11 protein-coding genes are annotated in these 12,913 nt (G+C 39.2%); 4 read left to right on the top strand and 7 right to left on the bottom strand.

Annotated elements, in window-relative coordinates; all coding sequences use genetic code 11:
* Positions 1–178 precede the first annotated feature (178 nt).
* A complete protein-coding gene (locus NOS7107_RS25900; RefSeq protein WP_015115902.1) occupies positions 179–436 on the top strand; it encodes a hypothetical protein in 258 nt (85 codons plus the stop codon).
* 211 nt (positions 437–647) lie between these two features.
* Here the strand turns inward: NOS7107_RS25900 and NOS7107_RS25895 are convergent, their stop codons facing one another.
* The 7 genes from NOS7107_RS25895 to NOS7107_RS25865 form a co-directional block, all read right to left on the bottom strand.
* Positions 648–1,361 (bottom strand): rubrerythrin family protein, encoded by a 714-nt coding sequence (locus tag NOS7107_RS25895; protein WP_015115901.1) that lies wholly within the window; start codon positions 1,359–1,361, stop codon positions 648–650.
* A gap of 195 nt (positions 1,362–1,556) precedes the next feature.
* The gene (locus NOS7107_RS25890; RefSeq protein ID WP_015115900.1) at positions 1,557–2,297 is read right to left on the bottom strand and encodes an SDR family oxidoreductase; all 741 of its coding nucleotides are present in this window, start codon (positions 2,295–2,297) and stop codon (positions 1,557–1,559) included.
* 68 nt (positions 2,298–2,365) lie between these two features.
* A complete protein-coding gene (locus NOS7107_RS25885; protein WP_015115899.1) occupies positions 2,366–3,682 on the bottom strand; it encodes an efflux RND transporter periplasmic adaptor subunit in 1,317 nt (438 codons plus the stop codon).
* Between the two features lie 645 nt (positions 3,683–4,327).
* A complete protein-coding gene (gene pstB, locus NOS7107_RS25880; protein WP_015115898.1) occupies positions 4,328–5,101 on the bottom strand; it encodes a phosphate ABC transporter ATP-binding protein PstB in 774 nt (257 codons plus the stop codon).
* The gene (gene pstA / locus NOS7107_RS25875) at positions 5,095–6,018 is read right to left on the bottom strand and encodes a phosphate ABC transporter permease PstA (RefSeq protein WP_015115897.1); all 924 of its coding nucleotides are present in this window, start codon (positions 6,016–6,018) and stop codon (positions 5,095–5,097) included. The genes pstB and pstA overlap by 7 nt, the downstream gene beginning before the upstream one ends.
* A 1-nt stretch (position 6,019) precedes the next feature.
* A complete protein-coding gene (gene pstC / locus NOS7107_RS25870) occupies positions 6,020–6,934 on the bottom strand; it encodes a phosphate ABC transporter permease subunit PstC (RefSeq protein ID WP_015115896.1) in 915 nt (304 codons plus the stop codon).
* 94 nt (positions 6,935–7,028) lie between these two features.
* Entirely contained in the window at positions 7,029–8,039 is a 1,011-nt protein-coding gene (locus tag NOS7107_RS25865) for a PstS family phosphate ABC transporter substrate-binding protein (protein ID WP_015115895.1), read from the bottom strand.
* A gap of 1,213 nt (positions 8,040–9,252) precedes the next feature.
* Between NOS7107_RS25865 and NOS7107_RS25860 the strand changes: the two genes are divergently transcribed.
* The 3 genes from NOS7107_RS25860 (at position 9,253) to hppD (ending at position 12,584) form a co-directional block, all read left to right on the top strand.
* Entirely contained in the window at positions 9,253–10,062 is an 810-nt protein-coding gene (locus tag NOS7107_RS25860; protein WP_015115894.1) for a phosphate ABC transporter ATP-binding protein, read from the top strand.
* Between the two features lie 273 nt (positions 10,063–10,335).
* The gene (locus NOS7107_RS25855; protein WP_015115893.1) at positions 10,336–11,421 is read left to right on the top strand and encodes an NYN domain-containing protein; all 1,086 of its coding nucleotides are present in this window, start codon (positions 10,336–10,338) and stop codon (positions 11,419–11,421) included.
* Between the two features lie 140 nt (positions 11,422–11,561).
* Entirely contained in the window at positions 11,562–12,584 is a 1,023-nt protein-coding gene (gene hppD, locus NOS7107_RS25850) for a 4-hydroxyphenylpyruvate dioxygenase (RefSeq protein WP_015115892.1), read from the top strand.
* Positions 12,585–12,913: the final 329 nt, after the last annotated feature.

The following is a 12,913-nucleotide window of genomic DNA, read 5'->3' as shown; positions in this document are numbered from 1 at the left end:
TTTTGTTGTAAGATAACAATCCATTTGATTTATCAACTGGCTCGTCAAGAGATTGAAAAAGCAACAGATAATAAATAGATTTGTTAACAACTTATTTATGTTTTCTATAGTTAATCAAAAGGTTATTAATAGCAAAACGCAGTAGAATTTTATAACAGATAACAGAGGTACTCAACCAATGAATATTTTGGTAACACCTGAAGATGAGCAACTACATAAATTTCGCAGCGAATTAGGCAAATATACAAATACACAAGAAGTGATTAACACAACTTGGAAAATTGTAGAAGAAAATTCGCATCGTCCCGCAGACATAAATCAAAAAACAAGTGTAGACGATGAGCATACTTGTTGTCGAATATTCCGAGATCGTTCAATGGGTGAAGGGTGTAGTCATACAGAAGATTACATTGATTCTGAGTTAGTTGAAAAATAGTGTAACAGCGAGTATTGATAAGCAAGAACTTTACAGTTGCTGAGTATTTTACTGTAATTTTCTATTAACTAAATTTTGCAGATGAAACAGAGACGAAGGATTAGAGACTAGTACCGCCGTAAAGTCAAAAAGCTTATATATGAACCTTTTTGGCAATTTGAAATGGGGTGCTTATTTACGGCGGACTCTACTAGTCTCTAATCTTTATATCTTAAGCAGCAACTTTTTCTTCTAGTGGTTTAAAAGTCTTTTTGGTAGCACCACAAATTGGACATTGCCAATCATCAGGAATATCTTCAAACGGTGTACCAGGTGCAATTCCCGAATCGGGATCGCCAGCCACCGGATCGTAAATCATACTGCATTGACGACAAATCCATTTGCGCGTTTGAGGATCATCACTCGCTACTTTGGCGACAGCTTGCCCACCATTTAAGACTTCTAATGCTTCAGTGTAGCGATCGGCGTGGTAATTTTCGATAAATTTAAGCAAACCAAAACGGTGTGCGGCTTCTCGAAATGTATCAGCGTGTTCGCCAGATTCTTGTGCTTGTTTGAGAAATTCGGCGGCGGCTGGATTGTCCCTATCACTTTGTGCCGCGGCGGCAAATTCAGGATACATTGTAGTGTATTCGTAAGTCTCTCCTTCAATTGCTAAAGATAAGCAACGAGAGATAATTTGCTTTTTTTGTTCATCAGTTAAAGCCGCAGGATCTTCAACCACTAGTTCTGGATGCAGCAACTGAAAATGAGCAAAAGCGTGTTCGGTTTCTTGTTCTGCGGTTTCACGGAAAAGTTTTGCTAAATCCGCAAATCCTAATTTACTAGCAACTTTAGCGAAAAACAAATACTTGCGGTTCGCCATCGATTCACCACCGAAGGCTGCTTCTAAGTTATGTAGAGTAGTAATGTTGGATAAATCCATAGTGTTGAGATACCTATCAGCTAATATTGCCTAGCAAAAAAAACAGACTTTAAATCAGGTTAATGAGGAAATTTTGTATACCAGAAAACGTTTTATCCAAATTTCTGTTCGCCCATCTTTCTTTACCTGTTTTGACTGCTGTTCCAGGAAGATTATAAAACTAAAAATTTGCCAGATTTTTTATTGATAAATTTCTCAAACTGCCCCGCCATTGACGCGAATATTTTGCCCAGTTATCCAACGTGCTTCCTCACTAGCTAAAAAAGCCACCACATCGGCAATTTCTTGGACATCACCCAGCTTGTTAAAAGCCGACATTTGGGCTAGACGATTGATTTGTTCTGTGGTTTTACCTTCACGGAACAGTTCTGTATCTGTTGGGCCAGGAGAAACAACATTCACCGTGATTTCCTTAGCACCTAACTCTTTAGACAACACCCGCGTTATCTGTTCCACTGCGCCTTTAGTTGCAGCATAAGCACTGTAGGTTGGTAACATCATCCCTGTAGTGGATGAAGAAAAATTAATAATTCTGCCACCTATGGCTAAATGCTGTGCAGCTTGTTGACAGGCAAAAAAAGTACCTTTGACATTGACAGCAAAAAGTTTGTCAAACTCTGCTTCAGTAATTTCTGTAATTGGCTTGTAAATAATTGTGCCAGCATTGTTGACCAAGATATCAATCTTGCCAAAATGGGCAATTGTTTTCTGAAAAAGTGCTTCAATATCAGCCACATTCCCCACATCAGCTTGGATAGAAATTGCTTGCACTCCCAGTTGTGCGATTTCTGCAACAACTTCCTGGGCTTTGGCTGCATTCCCGGCATAATTAACTACAACAGATGCACCTTGATGAGCTAATTTTAAAGCGATCGCTCTGCCAATACCCCGCGATGCACCAGTCACAATTGCAACTTTCCCTGTTAAAGCTGCCATATATTAATCCTGCTTTACTAGCGATAATTTGCTCTTAAACTAACGCACCAAGGTTAAATTTACCCACACTAAGACTCAGGCACAATAGCCACACCATCCCGAATATTCAGCAACCCTGAGATAATAATTTCATCTTCCGGCTGTAATCCTGCCAAAACTTGGTAATAGTTATTTTTGATATTGCCTAACTTCACGCGCCTTTGTTGCGCTACCACCTGTGAAACTCCTTGAGGGGTTGTTTGCTGTTTCGCCACATAGACAAAAGTTTCCCCCGCCACGCGAGTTACTGCTGTAGTCGGAATCAAAACTCCAGAATGCTGACTCCAAATCACTCTTGTCCGCACTAATTGACCAGCCCTTAACTGCCCTTGGGGATTATTAAACAATGCTTTAATTAAGATTGATGGTGGTTGATTGCTCACATTGGGCGTAATTAAAAATACTCGACTTGTACCCAGAACTTGCCCTTGAGAATTCATAATTTCTATAGGCATTCCCTTGCGTAATTTGGGGCCGCGCTCTAGTGGTAGAGTTAAAGCAACTTCTAAAGGTCGGTTTTCAGCAACAGTCATAAGTCGTGAAGAAGTCGTGACAAAATCACCAACTTTGACGGAGATATCGCCCACCGTACCACCAAAGGGTGCAGTAATTTTGTCATACTGAAGCGACGCGGGTGGTTGTCTACTATTAATATCAGCTTGCTGGATAGCATTTTCCGCTTGTAAGATACTAGCTTTTTGGGCTTGAATTCGAGAATTCACCGCATCAAGATTAGCCCTCGCCGTCGCCAGCCTGTTAGCAGATAAATCCTTAGACTGTCGTGATATTGCACCTTGGTCTGCTAGATTGGCAGATCTATCGTAATCTAATTGATTTGATTGCACCTCAGCCAACTTTGATATCCGTTCTACTTCCAAAGCGCGGAGTGTGGCGCGAGCGCTTTCTAGTAGTGCTGCGGTTGCTTGGGTTGAACCATTGTTGCCTAGGGCTGTTGGTTGTTGGGCTTTATAATCTATTTGGATAATGGGTGTACCTGCGGTGATAGTCTGTCCCGGCTTGACAAATATCTGGGTAATTTGTCCGGGAATTCTCGACTGGAGGTTGATGGAACGCCGAGATTCTAAAGTTGCAATATAGTCTGCACTTTCCTCAATTGTGCCTAATTGCACAGGTGAAATTTTAGCTCTTACCCCTGGTGTTTGAGCATGAGTTGACGGTGTTTGAGGTACAGGAGTAAGTAAACGCCAAGCGATCGCCACTCCACCCCCTACTATTAGTATTAAAGCTAACAATAATCGCCACCAGCGCCATCTATTTTGAGGTGGTTGTTCTGATGTTTCTGGAAGTTCTTTTTCAAAATCAATTTGCGGCTCAGGGGATGTCATGACTTATCAGGTTACTAAAAATACAGTAAATAATTTTCGGTCTGTTGAGATGCAATTTACTGATACAGCATGAAGAGCAATCATAAATTATATGTTAGCTCGTCCCAATATACAGCTTTTTTTGATCAGGTCTAATCTATCAAAAGGTTAATGATAAAAATTTAGAATATGATAACTTTTTTAACTGTCTTGTCAGTTGTTGTAGAAAATATTTGCATCCTGCTAATATAATTTGTTTATCATCTGATGTAGGAAATTCTCTTGGTCAGTTGGGAGTAGAAAAGAGGATTTTTTGTGTATTGTTTGTTGAAGAAATTCTACTTAGTAGAGAATATTACAGAATTTCTGAATTAGGAATTACACATTAGAGCAGTTTGTATATTTTAAATACTGTAGAGACGTGATATGTCACGTTTCTACATGGTTTTAATACGGTTTAGTTAAGATCCCCTCGCCTGCGGCGACCCCCTTAAAAAGGCTATCCATTAACCGGATCTTTCTCAACAAAAAGTAAAAAGACTTAAAAAAGCTGAAAAAGTTGATAGATATAGTTTTGAGGAGGAGAAAAAAGAGGGGAGTAAAAAATGGAAAGGTGGGCAGCATCGGAATAGTGGACTATAACCATGTCCACTCACTACTCTCACATTACCCAAATCGCCCACTTACATAATCTGCGGTCTTTTTATCGGTGGGATGATGAAAAATCACTTCTGTTTTGTTAAATTCAATCAATTCACCCAAATACATAAACGCCGTATAGTCAGAAACCCGCGCGGCCTGCTGCATACTGTGAGTGACAATTAATATTGTTACTGTTTCTTTTAACTTGCCAATCAACTCTTCAATACTGGCAGTAGCTATGGGGTCTAATGCAGATGTCGGCTCATCAAATAACACTATCTCTGGTTCAGTAGCTAATGCACGGGCAATACATAACCTCTGCTGTTGACCACCAGAAAGATTATAGGCTAAATCATTTAACCGATCCTTGACTTCATCCCATAAAGCGGCGTTGCGTAAAGCTTTTTCTACCTTGTCATCAATCACACCACGTTTTGATTCACCCCGGACTCGCAAACCATAAGCAACATTTTCGTAAATTGACTTAGGAAAAGGATTTGGTCTTTGAAATACCATGCTAATTCGCATTCGTACTTCAATGGGGTCTACTTTATGACTGAGGAGGTTAATTCCATCTGGTTTGAGGGTGATTTCACCTTTATAGCGATTTCCTGGATATAAATCGTGCATCCGGTTAAAGCATCGCAGCAAGGTGGTTTTACCACATCCAGAAGGGCCAATTAGGGCTGTTACCTGCTTATCTGCAATGGGTAAATGAATGTCTTTGAGGGCGTGAACTTTGCCACCGTAGTAAAAATTGAGGTAATCAACAGAGGCTTTCAGAGGAGTTTCTACCATTTGATTTTTTGGCGTAAACGATAGCGAATGTAAATAGCGACAGCATTCATGGCGAGGGTAATAGCAATTAGCACGATACCTGCGGCGGCGGCGTTCACCTGAAATTCAGCTTGAGGACGAGACACCCAATCAAACATTTGAATTGGTAGTACTGTGAAGGGAGCTAGTAACCAAGCAAAGGAGACAAAAGGGAATTGTCCTGTGATGGGGGAGTCTGGTAAAAAAGCGATAAATGTGAGTGCGCCAATGGTAACTAGGGGTGCAGTTTCCCCGATCGCTCTGGCTAATGCGACAATAATTCCAGTTAAAATTGTCCCGGTAGAATATGGCAAAACATGATCCCAAATCATTTGCCATTTGGAAGCACCAGTAGCGTAGGCGGCTTCCCGAATGCTATTAGGAATGGCGCGGAGGGCTTCGCGGGTAGTGACAATGACTACTGGTAAAACTAATAATGCTAAAGTTAACCCAGCGGTAATTACACTTTGACCCAAGTTTAAGCCATAGACAAACACACCCAACGCCAAAAGTCCGTAAATGATGGAAGGGACTCCGGCGAGGTTGGTGACGTTAATTTCGATTAAAGCAGATATCCAGTTTTTGCGGGCGTATTCTTCTAAATAAATTCCCGATGCGATACCAATGGGAATTGCGGCGAATGCTGTAACTAGCATGACTAACATTGTCCCTACCCAAGCCGAGAGGATACCTGCTTGTTCGGCTTTGCGGCTGGGAAATGAGGTGAGAAATTGCCAAGAAAGACGCGGCCATCCATCACTAAACAAGTCAAAGATTAATGCGAGTAAGGTGGCAATACCAATTAACATAGACAACAAGCCAATGATGCTAAAAATATTTTGCGATCGCTTGTTGCGCGTGATAATTTTGCGAATGTAGGGAATCGTTTGACTAACCATCTTAATAAATTTCTCGATAGCGCTTGCTGAGGAAATAACCAATAATGTTGAATACCAAGGTCATCAGCATCAGCGTCAGTCCCACTGCAAAGATAGTTTCATACTCCAAACTACCGTGGGGTAAGTCGCCCAGACTCACGCCGACAATATAAGCAGTCATGGTTGCCGCTGGTTCCAAGGGGTTAAAGGTGAGATTTGGTTGTCCTCCTGCTGCAATAGCCACCACCATTGTTTCCCCCACAGCGCGGGAAATTCCCAAAATATACGCAGCGGAAATACCTGAAATTGCTGAGGGTAAAACTACACGTAACGCTGTCTGTAAGCGTGTCGCCCCCGTTGCGTAAGATCCTTCCCGTAAATGTGTCGGAACAGCACGCATCGCATCTTCACTCAGGGAACTCACGTAGGGAATAATCATCATCCCGATAACTAAACCTGCACTCAGCATATTAAAACCAGATAAGTCTGGTAACAGAACTTGCAACAATGGCGTGACGAATAACAGTGCAAAGTAACCATAAACAACAGTCGGAATACCTGCAAGTAATTCTAAAACTGGCTTAACTACTTCCCTAACTACGGGAGGTGCAAATTCACTCAGGTAAATTGCAATGACTGTCCCCAAAGGGATAGCTACGAATAAGGCGACTGCTGTTGTAGTTAATGTACCAGCAACTAAAGGCCAAATACCAAAATGCTTGTCATCAAATAACGGTGTCCACTGAGTATCTGTCAAAAATTCCCATAACGATACTTGATGGAAGAATTTCACCGACTCGTAAAGCAAAATACCCACGATAGCTATTGTTGTTGCTACCGAAGATAACGCTGAGAGAAACAAGATAAATTCGATGATTCGTTCTCGCAAATCACGTAACAGCTTGGCAGAAAATCGAGTTTTTTTGGCAATAGTCATGCTCAGAATACCAGACTCAACTTTGATAGATCCCCGACTTCTTGAACAAATCGGGGATCTAATGAAAAACGATAAAATCAGGAAATAAGTTGAATTACTGAGCTTCTCGACGCAGCAGTTCTTCAATTTTCAAGCCTACAGCCTCTTTACCACCAAAAACAGTCCCAAATCTCTTTTTACCAAAATGGCTTTGGGCTGTGGTGTAGGCGGAAGCTGGTAACGCTACATATCTTGTTTCTTGGGCGAATTTTGCCCCATTGCGTAAATAAAATTGCACAAACTGTTTCACTTCTGGTTTATCCACAGACTTGGAACTGACGTAGATAAACAAAGGACGAGATAAGGGAGAGTAACTACCATTTTTTACGGTAGTTGGCGATGGTAATACACCATTAACAGGTACTGCTTTTAACCTTTTTTGGTTTTCTGCATAGTAGGCGTAACCAAAATAGCCAATGGCGTTTTTATCCCGTGACACACCTTGTACAAGTACGTTGTCGTCTTCACTGGCTGTAAAGTCACCGCGACTAGATTTCGCTTTGCCCACAATAGCCTCGGTAAAATAGTCAAAAGTTCCCGAATTAGCACCAGGGCCAAATAACTTTAAAGGTGCATTGGGAAATCCTTGGCGGATCTGACTCCAATTATTAACTTTACCCTGTGCGCCTGGTTCCCACATTTTTTTGAGTTCGCCAACAGACAAATTCTTCACCCAAGTATTTTGTGGATTAACTACTACTGTTAAGGCATCATAAGCTACTGGTAGTTCCATGTAACGAATACCAGCTGCTTTACAAGCTTCGATTTCTTTTTGCAGAATGGGACGGGAAGCACCGGAAATATCTGTCTCACCCCGACAGAATTTTTTAAACCCACCACCAGTACCGGAAACACCCACTGTCACCCGAACTCTACCGCCTTGAGATTTTTGAAATTCTTCTGCTACTGCTTCTGTGATGGGGAAAACAGTACTAGAACCATCAATTGCAATAGTTTTCACACTTTGAGATTGAACCGCAGACATGGATAAACCCAAAGTAGTTGTGATCATCGAAATCCCGGCAACTACTGTCCAGCTATTAAGCTTCAAGTTAATTTTACTCACAACAACGATCCTCTTTTGTTTGATGCTTTGTGTTTCCAAAGGTCTAAAAAATTGATCAGGTTAATAACTGGTCAACCAATTTTGGATTAACCTCGACCACAAAGGTACGGGGCTTGAGGATTTTAGATTGACGTTAGCAAGTCCGCGAGCGTCTTTTAGATTTTTCCGCCCACTAGGGGTGGGGCTTGTACCCCAAAAAAATCCAAAATCCAAAATCCAAAATCTAAAATTCGGAGGGTCAAGACTTTACCTATCACTGTAAAAAAAGTGACTTACCAAGGTAATAAAAAAATTAATTATTGGTTATAAAGTAGTTAAGCTTTGACGCATTTTTGATTATGATGATGCGGTTAAGCAGCACTATATTCTTCAGTATTCTTTTAGAGATGTATTGTTAACCTGATCTCTGCTGAATCAATAATCAAGCAGAATTCTGGAGTGGAAATTCATACATCAGAATTAGAATAGTCTCTCTACCTAGATTCGAGACTTAAATAGTGTGCTTCACTTATTTAAAAGATGCTGTATTTTCCAGCAACTATGTGTTAATTTAAATGCTGAAAAATTAGTTATTAAGGTATATTTAAATTTAGCCATGACTTAGAAGTTTATTTTTTAATCGCGTAAGTATTTAGCTAAAATAAAGTATAATATTTTATATACAAAATCAAATAATTAGAACATAACAAAATTCACTCTGTAGACATAAAGCACATTAACGTTGATTTTCTTTCTATCTTATGGCGTAAGTATGTAGTATCTATATTTAAGTCTCAATTTTGTAGCGATCGCCATCTTTACACTTGTAGACTAGCTACTAAAAATACATAATCTATTTAAAAAAACAATGACGCGCTGCAAAAAATTTATGCAAAGTTTAAAAAACAATTTGCTTTTTAAAGAAGAGTTTATGAAATAGGTCTTAATATCGTTTTTTGCTGGCAATATCTAAAAATAAATCTCAAAAATTCCGAAATTTACCAATAAAAAATCGGAAAGTTGTAGGATTACGTGGTAGCATATTTTACAGTAAATCTTAAGGAGAGTTATGATTTTTTACTTGAATCTTATACAGATATCTAATATCAGTATATTTGCTGTATAACGAAATTGTAGAAATTAACTTCCAGTTTGATCACCAGTGTAGTAATACAAAGCCACGGATTTTTATGATTGCGTTTAGTCAACATCTATACACTTACGATTTTCTGGCATGAATAAGCTAATTCCAGCAATCAAAGTTAAAAATCTTAGCCTTTACTACAACACCCAAAAAATCCTGGAAGGGGTATCAATGGATATTTACCAGGACAAAGTAACAGCAATTATTGGCCCTAGTGGTTGTGGTAAGTCTACTTTTATTAAAAGCCTCAATCGGATGAACGAATTAGAAGCTGATGTTCAAGTTGAGGGGAAAGTAGAATTTTACAATCAAAATATTTATGAGCGTCGAGTCAATTTAAATCGCTTACGTCGCCAAGTTAGCATGGTGCTGCCTAAGCCAAATCTTTTTCCTATGAGTGTTTATGATAATGTTGCTTACGGTGTAAAAATCCTGGGATGGCGACCGAAGGTAGAGTTAGATCAAATTGTCGAATCTGCTATCAAAGAGGCTGATCTTTGGGATGAAGTCAAAAATAAACTGCATAAATCTGCTTTAGAGCTTTCTGGCGGACAACAACAACGACTTTGTATAGCCCGTGCTTTAGCAGTTAAACCGAAAGTCATTCTGATGGATGAACCTTGTTTTGGGCTTGATCCGATAGCGACGACAAAGGTGGAAGGTTTAATTCAGAGTTTGCGTTTGCGATCGGAATTAACAATGGTAATTATTAGCCATAATTTGCAGCAAGTCACCCGCATATCTGATTTCACAGCTTTTTTCAATACCAATGAACATCGTATTGGTCAAATGGTAGAATTTGGACTGACAAAAAAAATTTTTACTAACGCCTTAGATGTCCGTACTCGTGAATATGTGTTAAGCCGTCTGGGTGGTAATAAATATGAAAATAGAGGCTAGTAGAAAAAGTCTGAAGTTTGAAGTCTGAAATCAGGCTGAGGAAAGAGTATTTTTTGTGTACTGTTTTTTCTAAAATCTAATATAAGTCCTATATTTATTATTTATCAAAATTGGTGATGTTCATATCTCCGACTTCTTAAAGAAGTCGGGGATCTAAGGAAATTTATTTTCAGGAGTTTTACGGTTATCAGATAGTTTATTGCATAGATATAACATGAGTATTTTCCTAGCTTGGATAATAAATCATCTAAGCTAAATTACCTGTGGTAATTTATGAGCTATGCTAAAACAACTGAGTTAAATGGCTCAGGTCGGATCACCGAAATTCAGTCATCTGAAGCCGAACAAATGCTTGTCTATGCTGCTTCTGGTAACAAAACTGAGGTAGCAGTTTTATTATTAGATGCGGAAAACTTACAAATCAACACTGAAACCGAAAAATTTTTAACCACAGTTTGTACTTGTCCAATTCAAATTAAAATCGCCTTTGCCAATTGGTGCGGCATGAGCAAACTAGATGTAGAGTTGCATGGACGTGGTTACGATTTAATTCATGTCCCCGTAGGTAAAGATAATGCTGACGGAAAAATGATCGCCTTTGGTTCATCTATTCACGAAAGATATCCCAAAGCGAGAGAAGTTTTGGTTTGTTCTTCTGATAAAGTGATGACTAATTTATGTAACCATTTACGGCAACATGGCTTAACAGTATATCAAGTAAGTCAACAAGGTGAAGATATTACAGTATTAAATAGTTACACAGATCAGCTTGTGAGACGAAGTAATAATGCTGTACCAGAGATTCCCGATATATCTCAATTTATTCCCCAAATTAAAGAGTTAATTAAAGCAGAACAAAAACGCACTCATAGTTATTGGATTAACTTAGCTACAATCTCCCAAAACTATAAGGATAAGTATAAAGTAAATATTACTCAGGTGGCCGCTAAACACTTACCAGGGAAGAAAGCTAGGGAAATATTTGTGAATTACCCGGCTGAATTTGTCCTTCATCAAATTGATCTAAATGCTCCAGTATATATCACGTTATTTGAAATTGATCCTACTAAAAATGCAGTTACAGATAGTGCTGCTAAGTCTCAATTAACAAGTATTGCTACCAAACTACAATTAGAACAGGTATTAAAAAATATTGTTAATAAACTAACTAGCAACTCTCCCGGAATTCACATTAACATTAACCTCGTGGGTGGCGAGTTTAAGCAGCAATATGGTAAATCCATTACCGAACAAATCAAAAGCTTGCAATTAAGTGGTAGTTTTATTAAATTTCTGCAATCTTGTACTTCATTTAAACTCAAGAAAACACCTAAAGGATGGGAGATAGCAGTTAAATAACCTCCTATACAAACTCTTGCTTATTCAGGTGTAATCATGTAGGATGCTTACATAATTATTGCTTAGGAAGGACTTGATAATCTAGCAAAACAGGCAAAATTTAGACATAGATAAGCTCTCATGCTAGATTTTCGAGATTTATGGAAATTGCTCACGTTCACTTCTATGTAGAAAATGCTCCGGTTTGGCGGGATTGGTTCGTAGATTATCTAGGATTTACCGCAGTTAATAGTGGAATAAGTTTCAATCACACTTGTACGGAAATGGTACAAAGTGGTGCTATTTGTTTTTTGCTATCTTCACCATTATTGCCCACAAGTCCGGTTGCGGAGTTTTTGCGTCAACATCCTCCTGGTGTGGCGGATATTGCTTTTGCTGTAACAGATGTAGCAGATGCGATCGCTCAAGCAGCCACACAAGGAGCTACAATCTTAGAACCCATCCAAGAATATCTCGGTTATAAGTGCGGTAAAATTGCGGCTTGGGGTGGAATGACTCATACTTTGATGGAAAAACCAGTGGGGGGAAAACGGGAAACACGCGATCGCCCTATGTTTACCACCATCGATCATCTAGTGTTAAATGTACCAGTTGGTGAGTTAGAGCGTGCTGTGGCTTGGTACAAAAACGTTTTAGATTTGCAACCACAACAAGCATTTAAAATTACCACCGATCGCTCTGGGTTATATAGCCAAGTGCTAGTTTCCCGCAATGGCAGTGTACAATTACCCATTAATGAACCAGCTTCGAGTAATTCGCAAATTCAAGAATTTTTAACTGTGAATCGCGGTGCGGGGATTCAACACATTGCTTTGCGAACATCCAACTTGATTAGTGCGATCGCCCAATTACGTAGCCGTGGTTTATCTTTACTGTCAGTTCCCCAAACTTACTACTCCCAGCTAAAAAAGCGGACAGAATTCCGCTTATCGCCCTTAGAACTAGAAGCGATCGCACAACAAGAAATTTTAGTAGACTGGCAGGTTAATAGTCAAAACGCTTTATTACTGCAAATTTTTACTCAACCTATCTTTGCACAGCCGACATTTTTCTTTGAGTTTATTGAAAGGCGTTTCCAAGCGCAAGGTTTTGGCGAAGGTAATTTTCGGGCTTTATTTGAAGCAATTGAAAGCGAACAAATAAAACGTGGAACTTTGCAATAAAGCAGCAATAGTAAGTTAGTACCAATCAAGCTAATACCAATTTAATGTGAGTTGTACATATCTAGACTCCCCTAAATACCCATTAAAAATGGGTATTTAAAGAGATATTGCAATGCAATGTCTCTTTATTTTTCGTTACATTTTGCGTAATTGTTTGAGAAAGTTGCTAATTCATGCAGTATTTGTTGATACTTGATGAACTATTTTAAGGAATGCTGCACATACTACCCAAAACTTGGATTTATTTGTTATCGTGATCCCAAAGGAATTATTAAGCAGCCACAAAATTTGTCAGACGCTAATTAAGCGCCAAAATACCTGCTGGGTGC

The sequence above is a fragment of the Nostoc sp. PCC 7107 genome (assembly GCF_000316625.1).
In the GTDB taxonomy this organism is placed as follows: Bacteria; Cyanobacteriota; Cyanobacteriia; order Cyanobacteriales; family Nostocaceae; genus Nostoc_B.
Note: the sequence above shows the minus strand (reverse complement) of the source record. Positions and strands in the feature narration are given on the sequence as shown.

What these genes read in the sequence shown, in the direction of transcription:
- NOS7107_RS25900 (WP_015115902.1), top strand. Translation starts at nt 179, where the DNA reads ATGAATATTTTGGTAACACCTGAAGATGAGCAACTACATAAATTTCGC.
- NOS7107_RS25895 (WP_015115901.1), bottom strand. Translation starts at nt 1,361, where the DNA reads ATGGATTTATCCAACATTACTACTCTACATAACTTAGAAGCAGCCTTC.
- NOS7107_RS25855 (WP_015115893.1), top strand. Translation starts at nt 10,336, where the DNA reads ATGAGCTATGCTAAAACAACTGAGTTAAATGGCTCAGGTCGGATCACC.
- pstB (WP_015115898.1), bottom strand. Translation starts at nt 5,101, where the DNA reads ATGGTAGAAACTCCTCTGAAAGCCTCTGTTGATTACCTCAATTTTTAC.
- pstA (WP_015115897.1), bottom strand. Translation starts at nt 6,018, where the DNA reads ATGGTTAGTCAAACGATTCCCTACATTCGCAAAATTATCACGCGCAAC.
- hppD (WP_015115892.1), top strand. Translation starts at nt 11,562, where the DNA reads ATGGAAATTGCTCACGTTCACTTCTATGTAGAAAATGCTCCGGTTTGG.
- NOS7107_RS25885 (WP_015115899.1), bottom strand. Translation starts at nt 3,682, where the DNA reads ATGACATCCCCTGAGCCGCAAATTGATTTTGAAAAAGAACTTCCAGAA.
- NOS7107_RS25890 (WP_015115900.1), bottom strand. Translation starts at nt 2,297, where the DNA reads ATGGCAGCTTTAACAGGGAAAGTTGCAATTGTGACTGGTGCATCGCGG.
- NOS7107_RS25860 (WP_015115894.1), top strand. Translation starts at nt 9,253, where the DNA reads ATGAATAAGCTAATTCCAGCAATCAAAGTTAAAAATCTTAGCCTTTAC.
- pstC (WP_015115896.1), bottom strand. Translation starts at nt 6,934, where the DNA reads ATGACTATTGCCAAAAAAACTCGATTTTCTGCCAAGCTGTTACGTGAT.